Source organism: Chlorobium ferrooxidans DSM 13031, assembly GCF_000168715.1.
In the GTDB taxonomy this organism is placed as follows: Bacteria; Bacteroidota; Chlorobiia; order Chlorobiales; family Chlorobiaceae; genus Chlorobium; species Chlorobium ferrooxidans.
On sequence record NZ_AASE01000013.1, the window covers coordinates 1 to 22500 of the forward strand.

33 protein-coding genes, 1 tRNA gene and 1 pseudogene (1 of these 35 only partly in view) are annotated in these 22500 nt (G+C 48.3%); 32 read left to right on the forward strand and 3 right to left on the reverse strand.

What is annotated here, in order from left to right:
• The 25 genes and pseudogenes from CFERDRAFT_RS07205 to rplQ all read left to right on the forward strand — a co-directional run.
• A partial coding sequence (locus CFERDRAFT_RS07205) for a large ribosomal subunit protein uL22 (protein ID WP_006366556.1) occupies positions 1-274 on the forward strand: 274 nt, incomplete at its 5' end.
• 15 nt (positions 275-289) lie between these two features.
• On the forward strand, positions 290-1045 hold the full coding sequence (rpsC, locus tag CFERDRAFT_RS07210; protein ID WP_006366557.1) for a 30S ribosomal protein S3: 756 nt from the start codon (positions 290-292) through the stop codon (positions 1043-1045).
• Positions 1046-1087: 42 nt separating this feature from the next.
• Entirely contained in the window at positions 1088-1507 is a 420-nt protein-coding gene (gene rplP, locus CFERDRAFT_RS07215; protein WP_006366558.1) for a 50S ribosomal protein L16, read from the forward strand.
• A gap of 34 nt (positions 1508-1541) precedes the next feature.
• A complete protein-coding gene (rpmC, locus tag CFERDRAFT_RS07220; RefSeq protein ID WP_006366559.1) occupies positions 1542-1748 on the forward strand; it encodes a 50S ribosomal protein L29 in 207 nt (68 codons plus the stop codon).
• 32 nt (positions 1749-1780) lie between these two features.
• Positions 1781-2080 (forward strand): 30S ribosomal protein S17, encoded by a 300-nt coding sequence (gene rpsQ / locus CFERDRAFT_RS07225; protein ID WP_006366560.1) that lies wholly within the window; start codon positions 1781-1783, stop codon positions 2078-2080.
• 38 nt (positions 2081-2118) lie between these two features.
• Positions 2119-2487 carry a 50S ribosomal protein L14 gene (gene rplN, locus CFERDRAFT_RS07230; RefSeq protein ID WP_006366561.1) on the forward strand — a complete coding sequence of 123 codons (369 nt, stop codon included), beginning with the start codon at positions 2119-2121 and terminating at the stop codon, positions 2485-2487.
• Between the two features lie 10 nt (positions 2488-2497).
• A tRNA-Gly gene (locus CFERDRAFT_RS07235) sits at positions 2498-2570 on the forward strand.
• 34 nt (positions 2571-2604) lie between these two features.
• Positions 2605-2847 (forward strand): 50S ribosomal protein L24, encoded by a 243-nt coding sequence (gene rplX, locus CFERDRAFT_RS07240; RefSeq protein ID WP_006366562.1) that lies wholly within the window; start codon positions 2605-2607, stop codon positions 2845-2847.
• A gap of 57 nt (positions 2848-2904) precedes the next feature.
• Entirely contained in the window at positions 2905-3492 is a 588-nt protein-coding gene (gene rplE, locus CFERDRAFT_RS07245) for a 50S ribosomal protein L5 (protein WP_006366563.1), read from the forward strand.
• Between the two features lie 16 nt (positions 3493-3508).
• On the forward strand, positions 3509-3778 hold the full coding sequence (rpsN, locus tag CFERDRAFT_RS07250) for a 30S ribosomal protein S14 (protein WP_006366564.1): 270 nt from the start codon (positions 3509-3511) through the stop codon (positions 3776-3778).
• Positions 3779-3841: 63 nt separating this feature from the next.
• Complete coding sequence (gene rpsH / locus CFERDRAFT_RS07255; RefSeq protein WP_006366565.1) at positions 3842-4237, forward strand: 30S ribosomal protein S8; 396 nt, start codon at positions 3842-3844, stop codon at positions 4235-4237.
• Between the two features lie 28 nt (positions 4238-4265).
• Positions 4266-4805: a 50S ribosomal protein L6 gene (gene rplF / locus CFERDRAFT_RS07260; protein ID WP_006366566.1), complete on the forward strand. Its 540-nt coding sequence runs from the start codon at positions 4266-4268 to the stop codon at positions 4803-4805.
• 57 nt (positions 4806-4862) lie between these two features.
• A complete protein-coding gene (rplR, locus tag CFERDRAFT_RS07265) occupies positions 4863-5222 on the forward strand; it encodes a 50S ribosomal protein L18 (RefSeq protein WP_006366567.1) in 360 nt (119 codons plus the stop codon).
• Positions 5223-5245: 23 nt separating this feature from the next.
• Complete coding sequence (rpsE, locus tag CFERDRAFT_RS07270) at positions 5246-5764, forward strand: 30S ribosomal protein S5 (protein WP_006366568.1); 519 nt, start codon at positions 5246-5248, stop codon at positions 5762-5764.
• Positions 5765-5780: 16 nt separating this feature from the next.
• The gene (rpmD, locus tag CFERDRAFT_RS07275; protein ID WP_006366569.1) at positions 5781-5966 is read left to right on the forward strand and encodes a 50S ribosomal protein L30; all 186 of its coding nucleotides are present in this window, start codon (positions 5781-5783) and stop codon (positions 5964-5966) included.
• A 33-nt stretch (positions 5967-5999) separates the two neighbouring features.
• Complete coding sequence (gene rplO / locus CFERDRAFT_RS07280) at positions 6000-6557, forward strand: 50S ribosomal protein L15 (RefSeq protein WP_006366570.1); 558 nt, start codon at positions 6000-6002, stop codon at positions 6555-6557.
• An 18-nt stretch (positions 6558-6575) separates the two neighbouring features.
• Positions 6576-7907, forward strand: coding sequence for a preprotein translocase subunit SecY (gene secY, locus CFERDRAFT_RS07285; RefSeq protein WP_006366571.1), 1332 nt, complete (start codon positions 6576-6578; stop codon positions 7905-7907).
• Between the two features lie 15 nt (positions 7908-7922).
• Complete coding sequence (gene map, locus CFERDRAFT_RS07290; protein WP_006366572.1) at positions 7923-8720, forward strand: type I methionyl aminopeptidase; 798 nt, start codon at positions 7923-7925, stop codon at positions 8718-8720.
• 36 nt (positions 8721-8756) lie between these two features.
• Complete coding sequence (gene infA / locus CFERDRAFT_RS07295; RefSeq protein ID WP_006366573.1) at positions 8757-8975, forward strand: translation initiation factor IF-1; 219 nt, start codon at positions 8757-8759, stop codon at positions 8973-8975.
• Between the two features lie 108 nt (positions 8976-9083).
• Positions 9084-9200, forward strand: a complete 117-nt coding sequence (gene rpmJ / locus CFERDRAFT_RS12090) for a 50S ribosomal protein L36 (RefSeq protein WP_010933819.1) — start codon at positions 9084-9086, stop codon at positions 9198-9200.
• A 33-nt stretch (positions 9201-9233) separates the two neighbouring features.
• On the forward strand, positions 9234-9611 hold the full coding sequence (rpsM, locus tag CFERDRAFT_RS07300; protein ID WP_006366574.1) for a 30S ribosomal protein S13: 378 nt from the start codon (positions 9234-9236) through the stop codon (positions 9609-9611).
• Positions 9612-9655: 44 nt separating this feature from the next.
• The gene (gene rpsK / locus CFERDRAFT_RS07305) at positions 9656-10039 is read left to right on the forward strand and encodes a 30S ribosomal protein S11 (protein ID WP_006366575.1); all 384 of its coding nucleotides are present in this window, start codon (positions 9656-9658) and stop codon (positions 10037-10039) included.
• A 37-nt stretch (positions 10040-10076) separates the two neighbouring features.
• Positions 10077-10689 (forward strand): annotated as a pseudogene (gene rpsD / locus CFERDRAFT_RS07310) (30S ribosomal protein S4).
• A gap of 28 nt (positions 10690-10717) precedes the next feature.
• Positions 10718-11701, forward strand: coding sequence for a DNA-directed RNA polymerase subunit alpha (locus CFERDRAFT_RS07315; RefSeq protein ID WP_006366578.1), 984 nt, complete (start codon positions 10718-10720; stop codon positions 11699-11701).
• Between the two features lie 48 nt (positions 11702-11749).
• The gene (gene rplQ / locus CFERDRAFT_RS07320; RefSeq protein ID WP_006366579.1) at positions 11750-12208 is read left to right on the forward strand and encodes a 50S ribosomal protein L17; all 459 of its coding nucleotides are present in this window, start codon (positions 11750-11752) and stop codon (positions 12206-12208) included.
• 62 nt (positions 12209-12270) lie between these two features.
• On the opposite strand, the gene rsmG is transcribed toward rplQ, so the two are convergent.
• Positions 12271-12933, reverse strand: a complete 663-nt coding sequence (rsmG, locus tag CFERDRAFT_RS07325) for a 16S rRNA (guanine(527)-N(7))-methyltransferase RsmG (RefSeq protein WP_040433454.1) — start codon at positions 12931-12933, stop codon at positions 12271-12273.
• A 178-nt stretch (positions 12934-13111) separates the two neighbouring features.
• On the opposite strand from rsmG, the gene CFERDRAFT_RS07330 reads away from it, so the two are divergent.
• Entirely contained in the window at positions 13112-14233 is a 1122-nt protein-coding gene (locus CFERDRAFT_RS07330; RefSeq protein ID WP_006366581.1) for a mannose-1-phosphate guanylyltransferase, read from the forward strand.
• Between the two features lie 53 nt (positions 14234-14286).
• On the opposite strand, the gene cysS is transcribed toward CFERDRAFT_RS07330, so the two are convergent.
• Positions 14287-15732, reverse strand: a complete 1446-nt coding sequence (gene cysS, locus CFERDRAFT_RS07335) for a cysteine--tRNA ligase (protein WP_006366582.1) — start codon at positions 15730-15732, stop codon at positions 14287-14289.
• Between the two features lie 260 nt (positions 15733-15992).
• On the opposite strand from cysS, the gene yihA reads away from it, so the two are divergent.
• From yihA to bchL, 6 genes are all read left to right on the forward strand, one after another.
• Positions 15993-16571, forward strand: a complete 579-nt coding sequence (yihA, locus tag CFERDRAFT_RS07340) for a ribosome biogenesis GTP-binding protein YihA/YsxC (protein WP_040433456.1) — start codon at positions 15993-15995, stop codon at positions 16569-16571.
• 11 nt (positions 16572-16582) lie between these two features.
• Positions 16583-17887, forward strand: a complete 1305-nt coding sequence (locus tag CFERDRAFT_RS07345; protein WP_006366584.1) for an adenylosuccinate synthase — start codon at positions 16583-16585, stop codon at positions 17885-17887.
• 18 nt (positions 17888-17905) lie between these two features.
• A complete protein-coding gene (locus tag CFERDRAFT_RS07350) occupies positions 17906-18226 on the forward strand; it encodes an MTH1187 family thiamine-binding protein (protein ID WP_006366585.1) in 321 nt (106 codons plus the stop codon).
• Positions 18227-18344: 118 nt separating this feature from the next.
• Complete coding sequence (bchN, locus tag CFERDRAFT_RS07355; protein WP_006366586.1) at positions 18345-19607, forward strand: ferredoxin:protochlorophyllide reductase (ATP-dependent) subunit N; 1263 nt, start codon at positions 18345-18347, stop codon at positions 19605-19607.
• Positions 19608-19647: 40 nt separating this feature from the next.
• Positions 19648-21255 carry a ferredoxin:protochlorophyllide reductase (ATP-dependent) subunit B gene (locus tag CFERDRAFT_RS07360; protein WP_006366587.1) on the forward strand — a complete coding sequence of 536 codons (1608 nt, stop codon included), beginning with the start codon at positions 19648-19650 and terminating at the stop codon, positions 21253-21255.
• Positions 21256-21290: 35 nt separating this feature from the next.
• Positions 21291-22118: a ferredoxin:protochlorophyllide reductase (ATP-dependent) iron-sulfur ATP-binding protein gene (gene bchL / locus CFERDRAFT_RS07365; RefSeq protein WP_006366588.1), complete on the forward strand. Its 828-nt coding sequence runs from the start codon at positions 21291-21293 to the stop codon at positions 22116-22118.
• Positions 22119-22350: 232 nt separating this feature from the next.
• On the opposite strand, the gene CFERDRAFT_RS07370 is transcribed toward bchL, so the two are convergent.
• Positions 22351-22500, reverse strand: the 3' portion of a protein-coding gene (locus tag CFERDRAFT_RS07370; protein WP_040433443.1) for a 4a-hydroxytetrahydrobiopterin dehydratase. The gene runs 192 nt beyond the window's last position; 150 of the gene's 342 nt are visible here — the last part of the coding sequence; the start codon falls outside the window, past its right edge; the stop codon is at positions 22351-22353.

Below are 22500 nucleotides of genomic sequence, written 5' to 3' on the forward strand. Positions count from 1 at the left end.
TCGATCTGGCAAAGGCATTCTGCTCAACTCAACAAAGTCGGCGTCACGGAATCTTATGCAGACGCTCAAGTCGGCAGTTGCCAATTACGCGCAGCTGAATCCTGATGAGCGGGTCAGTGATCAGGAGCTATTCGTCAAGGCTATATTTGTTGATCAGGGAACGACACTGAAAAGAATGCTTCCAGCTCCTATGGGCCGGGCATACAGGATTCGCAAAAGATCGAATCATCTGACGATTGTCATTGATAAGGTTAAAAATCCAGTAACTAAATAAAATAAGGAGAGCGCATTGGGTCAGAAAGTTAATCCTACTGGATTCAGGCTTGGAATTATAAGGGACTGGACCTCACGCTGGTATGATGACAGCCCTGTTATATCTGAAAAGATCAAACAGGATCATGTTATCCGTAACTATGTTATTGCAAGACTGAAAAGAGAGAGAGCAGGTATTGCCCGTATCGTTATAGAGAGAACGACAAAGCATGTCAAGATCAATATCTATGCAGCCCGTCCGGGTGCAGTGGTTGGAAGAAAAGGCGAAGAGATCAATAATCTTTCACAGGAACTGAGCCGTATCACCGGTAAAGAGGTGAAAATTGATGTTGTTGAAGTCGTCAAGCCGGAGATCGAGGCACAGCTTATCGGCGACAACATTGCCTATCAGCTTGAAAACCGTGTCTCTTTCAGAAGGGCGATGAAACAGGCTATACAGCAGGCTATGCGTTCCGGAGCTGAAGGAGTCAGAATCCGTTGTGCAGGCCGTCTTGGCGGTGCTGAAATTGCCCGTGCAGAGCAGTACAAGGAAGGCAAGATTCCGCTCCATACTATTCGTGCCAATGTTGATTATGCAAGTGTCACTGCACATACCATTGCCGGTACTATCGGTATAAAGGTCTGGGTTTACAAAGGTGAGGTACTTGTTCAGCGTATTGATGCTATTGAAGAGGATGAGCTGAAGAGAATCAAGGAGAGACGCAATGATGCCGGTGCAAGAAATCGTGATGGCCGCAACAGCAAGCGCCGTCGTCGCACCAAGCGAGCATAATTACAAGTACCAACAAATCAGAAAACGAATGGAGTCGCCGGTATGTTAATGCCAAAGAGAGTCAAATATAGAAAGACAATGAGAGGCCGGATGAAGGGCAATTCCGGCAGAGGAACATTGGTAACTTTCGGTTCTTTCGGTTTAAAGGCTATTGAGTCAGCATGGATTACCAGCCGTCAGATTGAAGCTGCACGTGTGGCAATGACCAGATTCATGAAGAGGGATGGTAAAATCTGGATCAGAATTTTCCCGGATAAACCGGTAACCAAGAAAGCTGCTGAAACCCGAATGGGTTCCGGTAAAGGTTCGCCCGAGTTCTGGGTAGCGGTTGTCAAGCCAGGCAGAATCATGTTTGAAGCTGATGGTGTACCAAGAGAGGTAGCAACCGAGGCTTTCAGACTTGCAGCACAGAAATTGCCGATCAAGACGAAGTTCATAGTCCGTCCTGATTACGAAGATTAACCGAGCAACTAATTCGACAAGAGGGTTACATATTATGAAAAAGTATGAAATTGCGGCATTAGGCAAGCAGGAGCTGGTCGACCGGATCAAAGAGCTTGAAGACCGGGTCGCTGATATCAATTTTTATAAGGTTATTGAGCAGCCGCAGAATCCGATGGTTTTCCGCAATTCCAAGCGGGATATTGCGCGCATGAAAACCAGGCTTCATCAACTCGCAACCGCTGAAGCGGTCAAGGGTTGAGGGCAAGGCAAACCAAAAAACTGTTTACTTACATGGAAGAAAATAAAACAGGCAGTGCATCTATGGAACAGAATGCTGCGGAAAGGGGAAGAAAAAAGAGCTGGTTAGGCAAGGTTGTCAGTGACAAGATGGACAAGGCTATTGTCGTTGTTGTCGAGCGCAGGGTTCAGCATCCGGTTTACAAGAAATATTTCAAGAAAACCACCAGACTCATGGCTCATGATGAGAAGAATGAAGCTGGAATCGGTGATCTTGTAAAGGTTGTCGAGTGCCGTCCGCTCAGCAAGAGAAAGAGCTGCCGTTTGGTTGAGATTATCGAAAAAGCCAGGTAAGAGTCGATTTTTATACATTTAACAAAGTTTGAAACAGGATGATCCAGAAAGAAACAAATCTGGTTGTTGCCGATAACAGCGGAGCCAAGAAGGTTCGTTGCATTCATGTTTTCGGCGGAACCGGGAGGCGATATGCCTCATTGGGTGATCAGATTATCGTATCGGTCAAAGCAGCTGTACCTGGTGGTGTAGTTAAAAAGAAGGATGTCTGCAAGGCTGTTGTCGTACGCTGCGTCAAGGAACAGAGAAGAAAGGATGGATCGTATATCCGTTTTGACGAAAATGCTGTTGTTCTTCTCAATGCGCAGGGCGAGCCAAGAGGTACCCGTATCTTCGGACCTGTTGCAAGAGAGCTTCGCGACAGAAAGTATATGAAGATCGTTTCGCTGGCACCAGAGGTTCTCTGATGTGTCACAGGCGGGAGTAACTCAGTTGGTAGAGTCACAGCCTTCCAAGCTGTTGGTCGCGAGTTCGAGTCTCGTCTCCCGCTCAGGATTTTATGAATACAATCATACAAGTGAAAAATGAAAACAGGGATTAAAAAGGTTAAGCTGCATGTAAGAAAGAACGACACAGTCGTCGTTATCAGCGGCAACGATAAAGGAAAGAGCGGAAAGATTCTGAAAGTTTACCCGTTGAAAACCCGTGTGATTGTTGAAGGGGTAAATATCCGCAAGCGCCATACACGTCCGACCCAGTCAAACCCGCAGGGTGCAATTATAGAGCGCGAGTTTCCTATTCATGCTTCCAACGTGAAGAAAAGTTAAGTTTTCCACTAAAGACAGGATGACCAAGACCATCCTGGTAAACAGATAAAGAATACGATGGCCCAGAACAAAGAGACGACACCGGCAGGATCTTCATTAGCAAGGCTTGAGACCTTCTATAAGGAAAAAGTGACACCAAAGCTTATCGAGCGCTTTGATTACAAGAATGTAATGAGAGTGCCGAGGCTTAAAAAAATCTCAATCAACATCGGTGTTGGTGAAGCTGCTTCCGAGCCAAAACTGCTCGAAATCGCTATCCAGGAGCTTGCCCAGATTACCGGACAGAAACCGCAGATCCGTAAATCGAGAAAAGCAATATCCAACTTCAAGCTTCGTGAAGGACAGGCTATCGGATGCCGTGTTACACTTCGTCGTAAGGCCATGTATGAGTTCTTCGACCGTTTTGTCAGTCTTGCCGTTCCGAGGATCCGCGATTTCCGCGGTCTGAGCGATACCAGTTTTGATGGTCGTGGCAATTACACCATCGGTGTTCGCGAGCAGATTATTTTTCCGGAAATAGACATAGATAAAGTGCCGAGAATATCCGGAATGGATATCAGCTTTGTCACTTCCGCCGCTTCAGACGAAGAGGCGTACGTGCTGCTTTCGGAACTTGGAATGCCATTCAAAAAGAAGAACAACTAAATAATTCAGAAATCAGATGGCCAAGAAAAGCGTTATAGCAAGGAACGAAAAGAGGAAAAGGCTTGTGGAGAAGTATGCTGTTCTTCGTGAAGAGCTGCTGAAAGCCGGTGATTACGAAGCTCTTCGCAAACTGCCGAGAGACAGTTCTGCTACGAGGGTTCGCAACCGTTGTGTGCTTACCGGCCGTGGAAGAGGTGTATATGAGAAGTATGGATTGTGCCGGCATATGTTCCGCAAGTTCGCTCTTGAAGGAAAACTGCCGGGTGTTAAAAAAGCAAGCTGGTAAATCAGCCGGACTGTTTTAAAAAGTAAGGTATTTGATCATTTTCGAAAGTAACCAACGTTAGCTATGCCTGTAACGGATTCTGTAGCAGATTATATCACCCGGATCAGAAATGCGGGGAGAGCAAAAAATAAAACGACCGATATCCCGTATTCGAAGCTCAGAGAGAATATCTCGCAACTGCTTCTTGAAAAAGGATACATCAAGAACTTCACGGTTATTACCGCTGAAAAGTTTCCTTTTATCCGTGTTGACCTGAAGTACACTGCTCAGGGTGATCCGGCGATCAAGGAAATTACGAGGGTCAGCAAGCCTGGTCGTCGTGTCTATGACGGAAAGGATATCAAAAAATATCTTGGCGGTCTTGGACTCTACATTCTTTCATCATCGAAAGGTGTTATCACTGATAAAGAGGCTCGTGTACAGGGTGTTGGTGGTGAAATCCTGTTCCGTATCTATTAATTCATAAGTCAAAGAGCATTAGAATACCATGTCAAGAATAGGAAAAATGCCAATACCCCTGAGCAATCAGGCGAAGATAGAGATCAGTGAGTCAAGCGTCAGGGTATCAGGACCAAAAGGTGCTCTTGAACAGCAGCTTACCGATCAGGTTATCGTTACACAGGATGGCGGTATTGTTACAGTTCAGCGCATTGATGAGAGCAAGAAGGCCAAGGCACAGCATGGTCTTTATCGCCAGCTGATCAGCAACATGATCGATGGTGTGACCAAAGGCTTTACGAGGAAGCTTGAAATATCAGGTGTAGGATACCGTGCGGAACTGAAGAACGATCTTCTTGCTCTCACACTTGGCTATTCACACATGATCTATTTCAAGGCTCCTGACGAGATCAAAATTGAGGTGCCGGATCAGACAACCATTCTTATCAGTGGTATTGATAAAGCTCTTGTAGGTCAGATTGCTGCCAAGATCCGCTCATTCAGGAAACCTGAGCCATATCGTGGCAAGGGTATCAAATATGAAGGTGAAGTGATCCGCCGCAAGGAAGGAAAGGCTGCAGGCAAGTAAGGGTTGAATGAAGCGTTCAGGAATTTACGCAATAACATTATACAACGGTTCAAGAGAATGAGTCAAATCGATAAAGCCTCCCGGAGGCAGAAAATCAAGGACAGAAGCAGAAGCAGTGTCCAGGGATCACAGGCAAAGCCGAGACTTTGTGTCTACCGTAGCCTTTCCCAGATATACGCACAGCTGATTGATGATGTGAACGGCAAAACCCTGGTAGCCGCTTCGACCTTGTCGAAGGAGAACAAAGGGTTGCAGGGTTCCAAATCTGATCGCTGCCGCACCATCGGAAAGCAGATCGGAGAGAAAGCTCTCGCAGCAGGAATAACAAATGTAGTATTTGACAGGAATGGTTTTCGTTATCACGGCAGGGTCAAGGCATTGGCTGATGGCGCGAGAGAAGCAGGACTGATCTTTTAAAAACTTTTCAAAGAGATAGGTAAATGGCGAAAACATCTGCTAAGAGTATCAGGCCCGGTGAGTTAAATCTGAAAGAGAAGCTGGTACATATCAACAGGACTGCAAAGGTTGTGAAGGGCGGTAAACGTTTCGGATTCAATGCTATTGTTGTCGTTGGCGATAAGGAAGGTCATGTCGGCTACGGGCTTGGAAAAGCAAACGAAGTTCAGGATGCAATTGCAAAAGGTGTTGAGGATGGCAAGAAAAATGTCATCAAGGTGCCTATTGTCAAGGGAACAATTCCTCATCAGATCATTGCCAAGTACGGTTCGGCCAAGGTTCTCATGAAGCCGGCTACACCCGGTACCGGTCTTATTGCCGGTGGAGCGGTAAGAGCTGTCCTTGAAATGGCTGGTATCCATGATATTCTGACCAAATCGCTCGGTTCATCGAACCCCCACAACGTGGTTAAAGCAGCTATCCTGGGCTTGCAGAGTATATCTGATGCTTATGATGTTGGAGAGAGACGGTCAAAGAGCCTGAAAGAGGTTTTTGAAAGCTAAACGAAAGAGTGTGATCATGAGTGAGAAAAAAATAAAGATTACCCAGGTGCGCAGCATTATCGGTGGTACCAAAAAGCAGAAGGCTACCATCAAGGCACTTGGACTTGGCAGACCAAACTACCATGTAGACCGGCAGGATAATCCCTGCACAAGAGGACAGATCAGGGTTGTTCAGCACCTTGTGAAGGTTGAAGAAGTCTAAGATTTTACTAATAGCAAGTCGGGAATTGAAACCATGGATTTAAGCTCACTTCGTCCAGCAAAAGGTGGCGCTGTTAAAGCAACTAAACGTGTCGGCCGCGGTCAGGGTTCAGGTAATGGAACTACAGCGGGCAAAGGTAACAAGGGTCAGCAGGCCAGAAGCGGCTACAAAAGACCGATTATGGAGGGTGGACAGGTACCTGTCTATCGCAGGCTTCCTAAATTCGGCTTCACACCGATAGACAGAAAGCCGGTCAGTACGGTCAATATTGCCCAGATCAATAAATGGATTGAAGACGGACTCATCGAAAAAGAGATTACCGTCCTTGATCTCAAGGCACTTCTTCATGCCAGCAACGCAGATTATTTCAAGGTTCTCGGAAATGGGGAACTGACCAGTGCTGTTACTATCACTGCACATGCTTTCAGTAAAAGTGCAGAGGAAAAAATAACGGCCGCCGGTGGTAAAGCGGTAAAAGCATTCCGTACCCTTGAAGAGGCATCAAAAGTCAGGGATCTTTCGGTAGAAGATGCCCTCTTGAAACCAAAGGCTAGGCTGGTCAAGAGAGCCAAAAAATCCACAAAGCCCTGAATCTGTTAAAAGGCCGCTATGAAGCTTACTGAAAGTATAAGGAACATAAATAAAATCCCTGAACTTCGTCAGAGGATCCTTTATACGCTTCTTCTGTTATTTGTTTACAGGCTGGGTTCTCATATTACCATTCCGGGTGTTGATGCATCTGCTATAGCAAATGCATCAACTTCCCATGCCAACGATCTCTTCGGTCTTTTTGATCTCTTTGTAGGAGGAGCATTTCAAAGAGCATCGATCTTCTCTCTCGGCATCATGCCCTACATTTCAGCCTCTATTATTGTTCAGCTTCTCGGGGCAGTTACCCCCTACTTTCAGAAGCTGCAGAAAGAGGGAGAGGATGGACGTCAGAAAATCAGCCAGATGACAAGATACGGTACGGTTCTGATTGCTGCTCTTCAGTCCTGGGCTCTTAGTGTGAGCTTCTCCAGTCCGTCATCATTCGGCAAGATCGTTGTACCGGAACCAGGTATTTTCTTTACGGTTACGGCAGTCATTCTTCTTACCTCAGCGACAGTTTTTGTTATGTGGCTCGGAGAGAAAATTACTGAACGCGGTATCGGTAACGGAATATCGCTTATTATCATGATCGGTATTCTCTCAAGATTTCCTCAGTCACTTGTTGCGGAACTGCGTTCTGTCTCACTTGGCAGCAAGAACTGGATTATCGAAGTCATCATTCTCGCCATGATGGCCGCCATCGTGGCATTTGTTGTTGTCCTTACCGTTGGAACCCGGCGCATTCCTGTTCAGCATGCAAAGCGTGTTGTCGGGCGCAAGGTTTATGGCGGAAGCACACAGTATATACCCATGAGGATCAATACCGCCGGAGTCATGCCGATCATTTTCGCCCAGTCGATCATGTTCCTGCCCGGAACCTTTATCTCGTTCTTTCCTGACAGTGAAGTGATGCAGAAAATTGCCACGGTATTTGCCTATGATTCATGGTGGTATGCGCTCATGTTCGGTACCATGATTGTTTTCTTTACCTATTTTTATACAGCTATAGCGTTCAATCCCAAGGAGGTTGCCGATACCATGCGTCGCCAGGGTGGTTTCATTCCCGGTGTACGGCCCGGAAAAGGCACGGCTGATTTTATTGATAATATCCTCACCCGTATTACACTGCCTGGTGCCATATCGCTTGCAATTATCGCTATTCTTCCGACTTTTCTTACAAAGTTCGGTAACGTGACCCCCGGATTCGCACAGTTTTTCGGCGGTACAAGTCTTCTCATTATTGTCGGTGTCGGACTTGATACTCTCCAGCAGGTTGAAAGCCATCTGCTCATGCGTCATTATGACGGCTTTATGAAGTCGGGTAAAACCCGCGGACGACAGGGCAGGTAAGCCTGGATATACGATATGATCACGATTAAAAGCGAGCGCGAAATTGAGTTGATGCGAGAGTCCGGAGCCCTTGTGGCAAAAGCTCTTGATCTTCTTGAGCGGGAAATACAGCCGGGCATGACCACCAAGCAGCTTGATGCCATGGCGGAGGAGTTTATCAGGGACCATAATGGCGTGCCAAGCTTTCTCAATTATGCTCCGAAAGGCGATCCCGATGTGACTCCCTATCCGGCAACTCTTTGTGTATCGATCAATGAAGAGGTTGTACACGGAGTCCCAAGCCAGAAGCGTGTCGTAAGGGAAGGTGATATTGTCTCTGTTGACTGTGGTGCCTATAAAGGTGGCTATCACGGAGACGCCGCAAGAACATTTGTGCTTGGCGTTATTGACGAGAAGGTACAGCAGCTTGTGGATGTTACCCGGGAGTGTCTTGAACGGGGGATTGCCATGGCAGTAACCGGTAATCGCCTGCATGACATCTCATCAGCTATTGAGGATTATGCCCGTTCATTCGGGTTCAGTGTTATAGAGAATATGGTCGGGCACGGCATTGGCAGTGAATTGCACGAAGATCCGGCTGTACCGAATTATGGAAAGAAGCATACCGGAGTGCCGCTTCGTGAAGGCATGACACTTGCCATTGAACCGATGATCGCCCTCGGCCGCTCACGCAAAGCTGTCAGCCGCAGGGGTGGATGGGTTGCTGTGACAGAGGATGGAAAGCACGCTGCACATTTTGAACATACGATAGTTGTCAGGCCGGGAAAAGCAGAAGTGCTGACCCGCACTTTTCTCAATGCTGAAGGGGCTTGAGGCAAAAAAACAGAACAGAACAAAGGAGAGAATAATTTGGCCAAGGAAGAAGCAATAGAGATTGAAGGCGTAATTCTGGAGGCGCTTCCAAATGCGCAGTTCAAGGTAAAGCTTGAAAACAGTCTTGAAGTCCTGGCGCATGTTTCCGGAAAAATCAGGATGCACTATATCAGGATTCTGCCCGGTGACAAGGTGAAAGTACAGATATCTCCATACGATATATCAAAAGGACGGATCACCTATCGATACAAATAAGTGTCGAAATAAGTGATCTTGATGTTGATTCTTTGATCTTTATTATTTACATTACATGCCTTTTCAGATTTCGGATAGTCGGATTAATTATTGCATTTCGGATTTATTATGAAAATATATTCTTCTATTAAGAAACGTTGCGAGCACTGCCGCATTATCAAGCGCAAAGGTAAGAGATTTGTGATTTGCAAAGTGAATCCAAGCCATAAGCAGCGCCAGGGTTGATCTTCAGAAAAACAATAGAACTTTAAAAAGCACATGAGGATAGCTGGGGTAAATTTGCCGTTAAACAAACATGCGGTTATCGCTTTAACGCACGTTTATGGTATAGGGAGAGTGTCAGCGGAGAACATTTTGCAGAGAGCAGGAATTGCTCCTGACCGCAAGATCTCTGAGCTGAATGATGAAGAAGCGCATGCGATAAGAGAAATTATTGCTGAGAGTTACAAGGTAGAGGGGCAGGCTCGCGGTGAGCAGCAGCTCGCTGTAAAGCGCCTTATGGATATCGGTTGTTACCGTGGTCTGCGTCATCGTCGTTCGCTGCCTGTTCGCGGTCAGAGAACGTCCACAAATGCAAGGACCAGAAAAGGTAAGCGCAAGACCGTAGCCGGCAAGAAAAAGGCGGCCAAGAAGTAGTAGAGTTCAGGCAATAAATCTTCGAGACTAAAGAATGTAAGTTCATGGCTACAATAAGCAGGAAGAAAAAGAAAGTCAAGGTTACCCCGGAAGGTGCCGTACACATCAAGGCATCTTTTAATAATATTATGGTAACCATTACCGATCTTCAGGGCAACACCGTTTCCTGGTCGAGTGCCGGTAAGAACGGTTTCAAAGGGTCGAAAAAGAATACCCCTTATGCTTCCCAGATTACATCGGAAGCCGCAGCAAAGGAAGCTTATGACCTTGGTATGAGGCATGTCAATGTCTTTATCAAAGGCCCTGGTGCCGGACGTGATGCAGCGATCAGAGCGTTACAGGGAGCAGGTCTTGATGTGCGTACCATCAAGGATATCACACCGCTTCCTCATAATGGATGTCGGCCTCCCAAACGCAGAAGGGTCTGATTTTATATATTCATAGAATTTCAATGAAGCAATTGATATGGCAAGATTCAGAGGTTCGATAACAAAAGTATCACGCAGGTTGGGAGTAGCACTTACACCCAAGGCTGAAAAATATCTCGAAAGACGTCCGTTTCCTCCCGGACAGCACGGTCAGTCCCGGAAAGGGAAAGTATCCGAGTATGCTCTGCAGCTTAGAGAAAAGCAGAAGATGAAGTATATTTACGGAATTCTTGAAAAGCAGTTCCGCAATTACTTTATGAAGTGCGGCATCGCAGAGAGGTGTAACCGGTGATAACCTTGTCAAGCTTATTGAAAGACGTTTTGATAATGTTGTATTCCGCAGCGGATTTGCTCCTTCCCGAGCAGGTGCACGTCAGCTTGTAACACATGGCCATCTTTTGATTAACGGCAAGAAGGTGAACATACCATCCTATCTTGTCTCCCCGGGCGATTTGATTGAATTTCGTCAGAGAAGCAAGAACATGGATGCCGTAACGGATTCGCTCAATAAAGCACCGGAGTCACGTATTCCAACATGGATACAGGTAGACAAGGCTAATCAGAAGTCGGTGTTCCTGAGTGTACCAGAGAGAGTGGAAATACAGGAGCCCTATAACGAACAGTTGGTGGTAGAGCTGTATTCCAAGTGATTTTAACGAATTCAAAGGTATAAATACTATGATATACCAGATGCAGATGCCTGCAAAAATAGAGGTTGACGAAGCCAATCATACTGACAGTTTCGGCAGGTTCATCGCTCAGCCGCTCGAGCGCGGTTACGGCGTTACCCTTGGGAACGTTATGAGACGGGTTCTGCTTGCCTCACTTCCGGGAACTGCAATAACAGGTCTGAAAATAGATGGCGTTTTTCATGAGTTTGCCGCAGTTGATGGCGTTCGCGAGGATGTGCCGGAAATTGTGCTGAATCTCAAGAGGGTTCGTTTCAAGTCCACCTGTAAAAGAAACTGCAAGACCACGCTGGCCATTGTCGGTCCAAAGGAGTTTACGGCCGGTGATATTATTGCCCAGGAAGGCGAGTTTGAGGTACTGAACAAGGATATGCATATTGCTACGGTCAATGCCGGCGCAACCCTGAAAATCGACCTTTATGTTGGACGTGGACGTGGTTATGTACCTGCAGAGGAGAACAGACCCGAAGGAATGCCTATTGGATATATTGCTATTGATGCCATTTACACTCCGATCAGAAATGTCAGGTTTACCGTTGAGAACACCCGTGTAGGCCAGCGTACTGATTATGAGAAGATGATTCTTGATGTGGAGACTGACGGATCGGTAACACCGGATGACTCAATCAGTCTTGCCGGAAAAATCATCACCGATCACGTAACCTTCTTTGCGAATTTCTCTCCAACCGAGGAGGAGTTTACCGAAGAGGAGTTCAAACAGCAGGATGATGAGTTTGAGACCATGCGCAGACTGCTGCACACCAAGATCGAAGACCTTGACCTTTCGGTACGTTCACATAACTGCCTGAGGCTTGCTGAAATCGATACCATCGGCGATCTGGTTTCACGCAAGGAGGATGAGTTGCTCAACTACAAAAACTTCGGCAAGAAATCCCTGACGGAACTGAAGGAGCAGCTTGAAAAGTTTGACCTGAAATTTGGTATGGATATTACCAAGTATCAGATGAAGTAGAAAAGTACAGTTACCGATTTTTAGAAATATTGAGAACAGAAACAAGTCATGCGTAAAGTTAAGCCGGCAAGAAAACTCGGAAGAACCGCTGCCCATAGAAAGGCAACGCTCAGCAACCTGTCGACACAGCTGTTCCTCCACAAGCGTATTGAGACGACTGAGGCAAAGGCAAAGGAGTTGCGCCGCGTAGCAGAAAAGCTCATTACCAAAGCTCGTGTTGGTACCGTTCATGCACAGCGCGAAATCTTCAAGGATATCCGCGACAAGCAGGTAATAAGAATTCTTTTCGAAGAGATTGTTGCCAAAGTCGGCACTCGTAACGGTGGATATACAAGGGTTATCAAACTTGCTCCCCGTTTTGGTGATGCAGCAAAAATGGCCGTTATTGAGCTTGTTGATTATGTGGAAGCCTATCCCGCAGCGCCAAAAGCAGGCAAGCAGGATCGTGCAAAACGTGTTAAAGGCTCCAAGAAGACAGAAGAAACAGCAGCAGCAGCAACAGCCTGACAGAGGTCTGACTGCACCGACCTGTTTTGAAAATATAGTAGTCATTGCCTGACAGATAGACGCTATCTCCGGGCAATGACTATTTGTTTTTCCGAGAAAAAGGAGCTGACAGCGCTTATCGGGTACAGCTCTACGGTCAACGGCAATCCGTTGTTTTTTTCTCTCGACTCGATTGCTTTGGAAATTTCCCTGTCGAGGTTTCCGCCCTTCAGGCAGATAAGAGTACCATCGGGCTTCAACAATCTTGCTGCATACCGGCAAAGCTGCTCAAGAGGGGCAACCTGTCTTGAGAGTACGGTATCGAACACCACCCCTTTTAGCTCCTCCACTCTGGTATGCATCGCTATGGCATTTGTAATGCCAAGCTCCTTGATCATAGCCTGGCAGGCTGTGATTTTTTTACCTGTTGCGTCAACAAGCAGAAATCGGGTATCGGGAAATGCAATGGAGAGCGGTATTCCCGGCAGTCCCCCTCCTGTGCCGAGATCAAGAACTCTCTCCTCCTTTCTGAACGAGTGATAGCTGCTTATCAGAATCGAATGAAAGATATGTTTGATGATGACCGGTGAATCCTCCTTGCGGCTGATCAGGTTTACCTTAAGGTTCCACTCTTCGAGGAGGTGGCCGTAATGCACCAGCTTTTCAAGCTTTTCGGTGTCAAGTTCTATTGAGTGTTCTGCACATAATGCCTGCAGTGTTGTTAACTCATCATGCAATTGTTCCATCAGGGTAATCCTTCTGTTCATTGGTTTACCCCCAAAAAACGACATTTTAGGATGAATGACAAATGAGACCTGACTTTCACCCGTCCAGAGCAATCCATTTGCCTGAAAATAATCGTAAATTTCATAAATAGCTCAACGGTGAGCACCGCAATAGTAACACGACAGGAAATCAGGATCCATGAAAGACGGTTCAACTCATCATGTTTTTGCCTTGATAATGGCCGGGGGAGCAGGAAGGAATCTGTGGCCTGTTTCGAGAAAAAAAATTCCCAAGCAGTTTCTTGATCTTTTTGATGAAGGGACCATGATTGCCCAAACGGTCAAGAGGATACGTCGTTCAGTAAGGGATGAGAATATTCTGGTTATAACGGGAGAAAACGGTCGTAAGCTGCTTTTGGATACGCCATGCGGGATATTGCCTGAAAATATCATTGTTGAGCCTTCAAGCCGCAACACAGCCCCGTGTATAGCTCTCGGAACCGCCCACATAAAAAAAAGGGATCCCGATGCCATTACCGTTGTACTCCCTTCCGATCATCTTGTACTCGATGAAGATGCATTTATATCGATTGTTGACGCAGGCATCGAGATGGCGCGGGACAAAAATGCTCTTGTTACAATTGGCATAAACGCCGACAGGCCTGAAACGGTCTACGGCTATGTTCAGGCCGATGAGGAGCTGCCGCTTCCGGCTGCATTATCGGGGGGATATGATTTCAGGTTATTCAAGGTAAAGGCGTTTGCGGAAAAACCGGACTATACGACAGCGGTTCATTTTCTGGAAAGCAGGGATTTTTTCTGGAACAGCGGGGTCTTTATCTGGCATATCGATGCCATCACTCTGGCATTTGAACGTTCAATGCCTGATCTCCACAAGGATCTGCTCAATATTTATCACCACCTTGGCACTTCTGAAGAGAAGAAAGTGATAGAGGATGTCTACTCCTGGATTCACCCTGTTTCAATAGATGTGGGAGTTATGGAGAAGGCTGAAGAGGTGTTAATGCTGACCGGTGAGTTTGGCTGGACCGACCTTGGCTCCTGGGATGAGGTGATGAAGGTTGCGGGGAGTCGCGCACTGCTTGGTGAAGTCAACTCCGGCAAAAGTCTGGTGCAGATAGATTGTGAGAATATCTATGTCAGAAAACCTGCGGGCAAGATTGTCTGTACCATAGGTGTCAGTGACGTTATTATTATAGATACAGAGGATGCACTGCTGGTCTGCAACAAAGGGCTCTCTCATCGTGTAGAAGAGGTAGCCGATGTGCTGAGGAGGGAGGGGCTGCAGCAATACCTTTGAAGAATGGACGCGGTGGATTTGATAGACGAAATTGACGATATTGTTCATTCAACTCATTTCACTGACCAGGTGGCGCCTTCCTTTGTATCTTTTATTTCGATTCCCGCTTCAAGCAGCCGGTCACGCAGCTTGTCACTGAGCGCGAAATCCTTGTTCTTTCGGGCTTCTGCCCGAAGCTCAAGAATGAGAGCCATAACACCCTCAAGTGCTTTGCCCGTTTCTTCACTCTGTTTATCACCGGAGCTGCCCCTGGGCTGCAGGATTCCGAGAACCTCCGTTCCCGCCATAGCCAGAAATTTCCCGGCTTCCTCTCTTGCGGTTTCCGATACGCCTTCACTCCGGTCAAGAGCCGTATTGAGTGCTTTTGCACAATCAAAGAGAACCGAAACGGCAATCGGAGTATTGAAATCATCATTCATCGCGTCGTTAAAGCGGTCCAGATAAGGCTCAACAGCAAACATGCCGCTTCCGGAGTTTGTTTCCATGAGCCGCCGGTAGGTCTCATGCAGCTTTTCGAGGCCGGTTTGCGAAGCACGGATTGCAACGTCCGAGAAGTCGAGCGGTGAGCGATAATGCGACTGCAGGATGAAGAATCTGATGACAATCGGATCGAAGGTTGAAAAGAGCTCCTTCAGGTTGACAGAATTCTTCAGGGATTTACCCATTTTAATGCCGTTGACCGTTACCATGTTGTTGTGCATCCAGAACCTGACGTAGGGTTTGCCGGTGACAGATTCAGCCTGGGCTATTTCACACTCATGGTGTGGAAACTTGTTTTCCATCCCGCCACCGTGAATGTCAATCGTTTCGCCGAGGTACTTCATCGACATGGCTGAACACTCAAGGTGCCAGCCGGGATAACCGGTACCCCAGGGGGATCGCCACTTCATCAGATGGTTCTCTTCGGCTTTTTTCCAGAGCGCAAAATCAGATGTGTGCCGTTTTTCAGAGCGCACTTCCACCCGGTTGCCGGACTGCTGCGCTTCCATGTCGGTTCGTCCCGATAATCGGCCGTATCCGGGAAACGACTCTACGGAGAAGTAGACGTTGCCGTTGACCTCATAGGCGTGACCGGTTTCCACCAGTCGCTCAATCAGTGCAATCTGTTCAGGAATATGGGCGGTCGCAGCCGGAGCAATGTTGGGCCGGAGTATGCCGAGCCGATCCATATCCTCATAGAAACTGCGGGTATAGAACTGCGCGATCTCCATGGGGTCGGTTTTTTCAAGCCGGGCCTGCTTCATGATCTTGTCTTCACCCTCATCGGCGTCATCGGTCAGGTGACCAACATCGGTGATGTTCTGGACATATTTTACCTGATACCCGCAGTGACGCAGCCATCGTACGACTACGTCAAACGAGACGTAGCTTTTTGCATGACCAAGGTGGGAGTGGCCATAGACGGTCGGTCCACACACATAGATGCTGACAAATCCGGGGTGCAGGGGTTCAAACTGCTCTTTGGTTCTGCTGAGGGAGTTGTATATGAAGAGTGACATCTTCTCTCTTTTCTTCCTTTTTGAGGATGAGCACCGCTCTAAATTTATGATGTACTTCGATTGCTTCGTTCTTCCGGCAGGCCGGCAAAGAAACTTTCATCTCCCGAAACTATCGGGCATCACGACGATTTATAGAGGAGCCCTGATGTAATACGTAAAAAGCCGGATGAAAGTTAAACATTTGGGTTTTTAACGCAAGGTTTTTAGCTTCCTTTTTGTTGCTCTTTTTTATGGGCACCCCTTTTGACTGCTCTTTTTGTATGAAGATTACCAGTGCTGCCTTTCACATAAGTGTTTCCGCTCTTTCCGGACTGCCGGAAGAATCCACTCCTGAAATTGTTTTTGCGGGCCGATCCAATGTAGGAAAATCGACCCTTCTCAACTCGCTTACCGGGCTGAAAGCTCTTGCCAAAACCAGCTCAACACCGGGAAAAACAAGACTGATCAACTATTTTCTGATCAACCAGGAGTTTTATTTCGTTGATCTTCCGGGATATGGGTATGCGGCCGTCGGCCAGGAACAGAAAGCGGCCTGGGGTCATCTGCTCTCATCATATATTGAAGAACGCCAAAGCATTTCGCTGGTTGTGCTGCTTTTCGATTCCCGTCATCCGGCCATGGAGTCTGACCGGGCAATGATCAATTTTCTTGAGTTTCATGAGCGGCCTTATGGTATTGTGCTGACCAAGTTTGACAAGCTGACGCAAAAGGAGATGGCAAAGACCAGGCGGATTATGGAAAGTTGCGCGGCTAAAGCCAAATTTATTGTAAATTATTCATCTTTTTCCGGAAAGGGGAAGAGCGAGCTGCTTGCTCATTTAGATCATTATATCCGTTAAAACCAATCGACGTGGAACCAAATCAATTCATTACACCGTCCCAGTCTGCAACCGTCATAGTCGGCACACAGTTCGGTGATGAGGGCAAGGGAAAACTTGTAGACTACCTTTCAGACAAGTATGATATCGTTGTCCGTTATCAGGGTGGAGCGAATGCCGGCCATACCATCTGTTTCGATAATAAAACAGTTGTTCTGCATTTGATCCCCTCCGGCATTTTTAACGAAGGGTGTGTCTGTGTTATCGGTAATGGTGTTGTTATTGACCCTGTAGCGCTGCTTGAAGAGATTAAAAAAGTCGAGGAGCTTGGTTTCACCGTTAAAGGGCGGCTGTTTATCAGTCACAATGCCCACCTGATCATGCCTTACCATAAACTGCTTGATTCATTGCACGAAACCGCCCAGGGCGACCAGAAGATCGGTACGACCGGTCGTGGAATCGGACCAAGTTATGAGGACAAGTTTGCCCGAAAAGGCATCAGGGTTGTTGATCTGCTTAACCCGCAGGTGCTTGAGGAGAAGATCCGGGAGAACCTTGCCGCCAAGAACAAGGTGTTCAAAAATATCTATGAAAAGGAGGAGGTTGATGTTGAGGAGATGGTGCGCGAGTATCAGGAGTTCGACAAGATTATCGACCCCTATGTTACCAATACCCAGCTCTACCTGAACCGTCAGCTCAGGGAGGGAAAAACGGTTCTGCTTGAAGGTGCACAAGGGTGCCTGCTCGACGTGGATCACGGAACCTATCCCTATGTGACCTCCTCGAACCCCACATCCGGTGGCGCCTGTACCGGATCCGGCATCGCTCCGAACTATATCGGCAAGGTGATTGGGATCAGCAAGGCATATATGACCAGAGTCGGCAACGGTGCATTCCCCTCTGAACTTGATGATGAGACCGGCGAACAGCTTGGCAGAATCGGTCATGAGTTTGGTGCCACGACAGGACGAAAACGCAGATGCGGCTGGATTGATCTGGTTGCCCTGCGCTACTCACTAACGGTCAACGGTGTTACTGAAATTGCGCTTACCAAGCTCGATGTACTTGACACTTTTGACGAAGTCAAGGTGTGTACCTCCTATATGCTCGACGGCAGAGAGATCCATGATTTTCCGACCGATCATCCCACACTTTCAAGAGTCAAACCGGTATTTACCACAATGAAAGGGTGGAAAGCCTCGAATGCGCATGCCCGCACCTTTTCCGATATGCAGCCGGAAGCGCAAAACTATGTCACCTTCCTTGAGCGTGAACTGCAGCTTCCGGTTACCTTTATTTCGGTTGGACCCGGTCGAAACGAGACTGTTTTCAGATAACATTCAGAACTGTTTGTCATGGCCTTGATGGATATTGCCGTTATTCCCCTTGACAGCAGGGAGGGGAGCCTGAGCGGCTTTGTCGCCGGCCTTCAGGAGCTTCTGGCTGAAAGCGGCTGCAGCTTCAGGCTGCATGATATGGGGACCACGGTTGAAGGACCGGCACCACTCCTGTTTGATCTGGCTCAGAAGCTCCATGAGTATTCGTTCAGCAAAGGAGGAAGGCGGGTCTACACGGTTATTAAAATTGATGACCGCCGGGATCGGGCCGTTCGTCTTGGTGAGAAAACCGCTTCCGTGAAAGCAAAAATAGCCTCAGAGAGGGCGTTGGATGAGTAGGGGGATTACCGAAAATATTTTATCTTCAATTTCTTTAAGTTTTACCGTTGTAACGCCTTTTTACGCCCTCTGAAGGCGGTGTTACCAGCGGCCAGTAACAATCAGGAGGAGATACTTCATGATGCAGGTTCCCGGTGATGTTCAGATAATCAAGGAAGATAACGTTACACACAGTTTCTGCGGCCTGGCCTGTGTCGGTTGGATGTATCAAAAGATCAAGGACAGCTTTTTTCTCATTCTCGGTACACATACCTGTGCCCATTTTCTGCAGAATGCTCTCGGCATGATGATCTTTGCCAAACCCCGTTTTGGCATTGCCCTTATTGAGGAGGGTGATCTCTCCAAGAGTGAGCCTACCCTTGAGGAGATTCTCCGTGAAATAAAGGCCGATCATCACCCTTCAGTGATCTTCCTGCTCTCGTCATGTACACCCGAGGTTATGAAGGTCGATTTCAAGGGTCTTGCCCACCATCTCAGCACTCCGGACGTTCCGGTGCTCTTTGTGCCCGCCAGCGGTCTGGTCTATAACTTTACCCAGGCGGAGGATTCGGTGCTTCATGCACTGGTACCGTTCTGCCCTGAAGCACCCGCCGGAGAGAAAAAGGTTGTCTTTCTCGGATCAGTCAACGATGCCACCGCCGATGACCTCAGGGCTGAGGCCGAAGAGCTTGGTATTGCTGTAGGAGGTTTTCTTCCTGAATCCCGTTTTGACAGGATGCCTGCGATTGGACCTGATACCGTACTGGCTCCGATCCAGCCATACCTTTCAAGGGTTGCCGTCAAGCTTGCCCGTGAACGGGGTGCCCGCGTCCTTAACTCGCTTTTCCCCTTCGGTCCTGACGGAACCAGAGCCTTCTGGGAGGATCTCGCACGGGAATTCGGTATCACGGTCGATCTTCGTGACCGCGAAAAAGCCGCATGGGAGAAGATTCGTAAACAGACCGATATGCTCAAGGGCAAGAAGGTATTTCTGACTGCTGATACCATGCTGGAGTTGCCGCTGGGCCGTTTCCTGAAAAATGCCGGAGCTGACGTTGTGGAGTGCAGCAGTGCCTACATCAACAAGAAATTTCATTCACGTGAACTTGAGGCGCTTGAAGGTGTCCGCGTTGTCGAACAGCCGAACTTTCATCGACAGCTTGTGGATGTCAAACGCATCAAGCCGGACCTGATTGTTACCTCCCTGATGACCGCCAACCCGTTCGTCGGTCATGGATTTGTTGTGAAGTGGAGTATGGAGTTCATGCTGACCTCTATTCATAGCTGGTCGGGTGTCTTTCCTCTGGCCAATTTGTTTGTATCACCGCTCCAGCGCCGAAGCTTGCTGCCGGCGTTTGACGAAGAGGTTTGGCTTGAAGGAGTCATGCCGAGCGCTGAATGATTCACCGAAAGGAAAATGCAATAACAAACGTTTTACAAGTATGCGCTTAGCTTTCTGGCTTTACGAGGGCACGGCTCTTCACGGTATCAGCCGGGTGACCAACAGTATGAAAGGGGTTCACACCGTCTATCATGCCCCGCAGGGAGATGATTATATCACGGCAACCTACACCATGCTTGAACGGACACCGGCATTCCCGGGACTCTCCATCAGCGTTGTACGAGGACGGGATCTGGCCCAGGGAGTATCCCGGCTTCCTTCAACGCTGCAGCAGGTTGAGCACCACTACCATCCTGAGCTTACGGTTATAGCACCGAGCTGCAGTACTGCGCTGCTCCAGGAAGATCTTCACCAGCTTGCCGCCCACTCCGGGGTACCGCAGGAGAAACTGCTGGTCTATGCACTCAACCCCTTCAGGGTCTCGGAAAACGAATCGGCCGATGGACTCTTTACCGAACTGGTCAAACGCTACGCCGCCCCGCAGGAAAAAACCGCAGCGCCGTCAGTGAACCTGCTCGGTTTTACCTCGCTTGGATTTCACCTTCGAGCCAATCTCACCTCTCTTCGCCGGATGCTCCAGACCCTTGGTGTTACGGTCAACGTTGTTGCTCCCTGGGGTGCAGGAATTGATGATCTCGGCAAGCTCCCTGCGGCATGGCTCAATATTGCCCCTTACCGTGAAATCGGTACCACGGCGGCCGGATATCTTGCCGACAAATTTTCCATGCCGGCGATCTATGAGGCACCTATCGGTGTTGAACCTACCCTTGCCTGGCTCCGCTCCGTCATTGATCAGATCAACAGGGTAGGCGCTGAACGTGGAGTGCCGCCGATAACCATGCCGAAGCTGCACAACTTTTCGCTTGACGGCATCAACGCACCGAGCGGTGTTCCATGGTTTGCAAGAACCGCCGATATGGAGAGCTTCAGCAACAAGCGGGCCTTTGTTTTCGGTGACGCAACGCATACGGTCGGTATTGTGAAGTTTCTGAAAGACGAGCTCGGCATGAAGATTATCGGTGCCGGCACCTATCTGGAGCAGCATGCCGACTGGGTACGCAAGGAGCTTGAAGGGTATCTTCCCGGTGAACTTATGGTGACCGACAAATTTCAGGATGTCTCGAAAGTGATTGATGAGGAGATGCCCGACCTGGTCTGCGGTACCCAGATGGAGCGCCACGCATGTCGCAAGCTTGATGTCCCCTGTATGGTGATCTGCCCTCCGACCCATATTGAAAATCATCTGCTCGGTTATTACCCCTTCTTCGGTTTTGACGGCTCTGACGTTATTGCCGACAGAGTCTATCTCTCATGCAAACTCGGTCTTGAAAAGCACCTGATCGACTTTTTCGGTGATGCAGGTCTGGAGTACGAGGAGAGCACCTCTTCCGGTGAGCCTCATGAAGCACTCTCTGCTGTTACCACAGGCAATGGTCATGCACCCCATGGCGTTACCTCTGAATCGGAACAGGGTTCCGGTGAGGGTGATATGATCTGGACTGACGATGCTGAAACCATGCTGAAAAAAGTTCCGTTTTTTGTCCGCAAGAAGGTCAGAAAGAACACCGAGACCTTTGCCCGCGAAAATGGTGCAACACAGGTCTCCGTAGAGGTTTTCCGCCAGGCAAAAGAGTCACTCGGCGGGTAAGTATTTAACTAACAATCATTTTCTCTGAAATCATTATGAGTTTAGTATTAGCGGTATATGGCAAGGGCGGTATAGGAAAAAGCACCACCAGCGCCAACATTTCTGCGGCACTTGCCCTGAAAGGCGCCAAGGTACTTCAGATAGGCTGTGACCCGAAACATGACAGCACCTTCCCCATTACCGGGAAGCTGCAGAAAACCGTTATCGAGGCTCTTGAAGAGGTGGATTTTCATCATGAGGAGCTGAGCGCGGAGGATATTATAGAGACCGGTTTTGCCGGCATTGACTGTCTTGAAGCCGGTGGACCTCCTGCCGGAAGCGGTTGCGGCGGATACGTTGTCGGTGAATCCGTCACCCTGCTCCAGGAGCTCGGCCTGTATGACAAGTATGATGTGATTCTCTTTGATGTGCTTGGCGACGTTGTTTGCGGCGGTTTCAGCGCCCCCCTGAACTATGCCGACTATGCCATCATCATTGCCACCAATGATTTCGACAGCATCTTTGCTGCAAACCGCCTCTGCATGGCCATCCAGCAGAAGAGTGCCCGCTACAAGGTGAAGCTTGCCGGTATCGTTGCCAACCGTGTTGACTACACCACCGGCGGTGGCACCAACATGCTCGACCAGTTTGCCGAAAAGGTCGGTACAAGGCTGCTTGCCAAAGTGCCCTACCACGAACTGATCCGCAAGAGCCGGTTTGCCGGAAAAACCATGTTTGCGATGGATGACACCCCCGACAAACCCGAGTGCCTCAAGCCATACAACGAAATTGCCGATTTCCTTATCCAGGAGAATCCTGTTGCCGCAGTACCGGTACCGATCGGCGACCGTGAAATATTCGCCATGGTCGGCGGCTGGCAGTAATTACTTCAGGACATTATTTTGCAAAAGGCAGCTTTCCGGCTGCCTTTTTGCGTTCACGGGAAAATGTTTTAAGCGTTTTATCGGACCTATCGGACCTATGGAAGACTTAAGGCGCTCTTCCGAAAATGCCTCTTCCCTCCTCCATTAGTCCTATTCGTTCTGGCTGACCCATCTGTCCCCTTCTTTCTTTTAAAGTTTTCATCTTTGCAGCTTCGACTGATCCAGAGCAAGCTTAATCGCTTTCCAGAGCACTGGTGCGTGCGGCCATGATGAAGTCGTTTATGTGCAATCCCTTAATACTGTGCGTCCACCAGGTGACGGTAACGCTTCCCCACGCAATTATCAGTTCCGGGTGATGCTGTTCGGCTTCAGCCAGTTCTCC

Excerpts from the sequence above, each read along its gene's own strand:
- rplP (WP_006366558.1), top strand. The coding sequence starts at position 1,088 with ATGTTAATGCCAAAGAGAGTCAAATATAGAAAGACAATGAGAGGCCGG.
- rpmC (WP_006366559.1), top strand. The coding sequence starts at position 1,542 with ATGAAAAAGTATGAAATTGCGGCATTAGGCAAGCAGGAGCTGGTCGAC.
- rpsQ (WP_006366560.1), top strand. The coding sequence starts at position 1,781 with ATGGAAGAAAATAAAACAGGCAGTGCATCTATGGAACAGAATGCTGCG.
- rplN (WP_006366561.1), top strand. The coding sequence starts at position 2,119 with ATGATCCAGAAAGAAACAAATCTGGTTGTTGCCGATAACAGCGGAGCC.
- rplX (WP_006366562.1), top strand. The coding sequence starts at position 2,605 with ATGAAAACAGGGATTAAAAAGGTTAAGCTGCATGTAAGAAAGAACGAC.
- rplE (WP_006366563.1), top strand. The coding sequence starts at position 2,905 with ATGGCCCAGAACAAAGAGACGACACCGGCAGGATCTTCATTAGCAAGG.
- rpsN (WP_006366564.1), top strand. The coding sequence starts at position 3,509 with ATGGCCAAGAAAAGCGTTATAGCAAGGAACGAAAAGAGGAAAAGGCTT.
- rpsH (WP_006366565.1), top strand. The coding sequence starts at position 3,842 with ATGCCTGTAACGGATTCTGTAGCAGATTATATCACCCGGATCAGAAAT.
- rplF (WP_006366566.1), top strand. The coding sequence starts at position 4,266 with ATGTCAAGAATAGGAAAAATGCCAATACCCCTGAGCAATCAGGCGAAG.
- rplR (WP_006366567.1), top strand. The coding sequence starts at position 4,863 with ATGAGTCAAATCGATAAAGCCTCCCGGAGGCAGAAAATCAAGGACAGA.
- rpsE (WP_006366568.1), top strand. The coding sequence starts at position 5,246 with ATGGCGAAAACATCTGCTAAGAGTATCAGGCCCGGTGAGTTAAATCTG.
- rpmD (WP_006366569.1), top strand. The coding sequence starts at position 5,781 with ATGAGTGAGAAAAAAATAAAGATTACCCAGGTGCGCAGCATTATCGGT.
- rplO (WP_006366570.1), top strand. The coding sequence starts at position 6,000 with ATGGATTTAAGCTCACTTCGTCCAGCAAAAGGTGGCGCTGTTAAAGCA.
- secY (WP_006366571.1), top strand. The coding sequence starts at position 6,576 with ATGAAGCTTACTGAAAGTATAAGGAACATAAATAAAATCCCTGAACTT.
- map (WP_006366572.1), top strand. The coding sequence starts at position 7,923 with ATGATCACGATTAAAAGCGAGCGCGAAATTGAGTTGATGCGAGAGTCC.
- rpmJ (WP_010933819.1), top strand. The coding sequence starts at position 9,084 with ATGAAAATATATTCTTCTATTAAGAAACGTTGCGAGCACTGCCGCATT.
- rpsM (WP_006366574.1), top strand. The coding sequence starts at position 9,234 with ATGAGGATAGCTGGGGTAAATTTGCCGTTAAACAAACATGCGGTTATC.
- rpsK (WP_006366575.1), top strand. The coding sequence starts at position 9,656 with ATGGCTACAATAAGCAGGAAGAAAAAGAAAGTCAAGGTTACCCCGGAA.
- CFERDRAFT_RS07315 (WP_006366578.1), top strand. The coding sequence starts at position 10,718 with ATGATATACCAGATGCAGATGCCTGCAAAAATAGAGGTTGACGAAGCC.
- rplQ (WP_006366579.1), top strand. The coding sequence starts at position 11,750 with ATGCGTAAAGTTAAGCCGGCAAGAAAACTCGGAAGAACCGCTGCCCAT.
- rsmG (WP_040433454.1), bottom strand. The coding sequence starts at position 12,933 with ATGGAACAATTGCATGATGAGTTAACAACACTGCAGGCATTATGTGCA.
- CFERDRAFT_RS07330 (WP_006366581.1), top strand. The coding sequence starts at position 13,112 with ATGAAAGACGGTTCAACTCATCATGTTTTTGCCTTGATAATGGCCGGG.
- cysS (WP_006366582.1), bottom strand. The coding sequence starts at position 15,732 with ATGTCACTCTTCATATACAACTCCCTCAGCAGAACCAAAGAGCAGTTT.
- yihA (WP_040433456.1), top strand. The coding sequence starts at position 15,993 with ATGAAGATTACCAGTGCTGCCTTTCACATAAGTGTTTCCGCTCTTTCC.
- CFERDRAFT_RS07350 (WP_006366585.1), top strand. The coding sequence starts at position 17,906 with ATGGCCTTGATGGATATTGCCGTTATTCCCCTTGACAGCAGGGAGGGG.
- bchN (WP_006366586.1), top strand. The coding sequence starts at position 18,345 with ATGATGCAGGTTCCCGGTGATGTTCAGATAATCAAGGAAGATAACGTT.
- CFERDRAFT_RS07360 (WP_006366587.1), top strand. The coding sequence starts at position 19,648 with ATGCGCTTAGCTTTCTGGCTTTACGAGGGCACGGCTCTTCACGGTATC.
- bchL (WP_006366588.1), top strand. The coding sequence starts at position 21,291 with ATGAGTTTAGTATTAGCGGTATATGGCAAGGGCGGTATAGGAAAAAGC.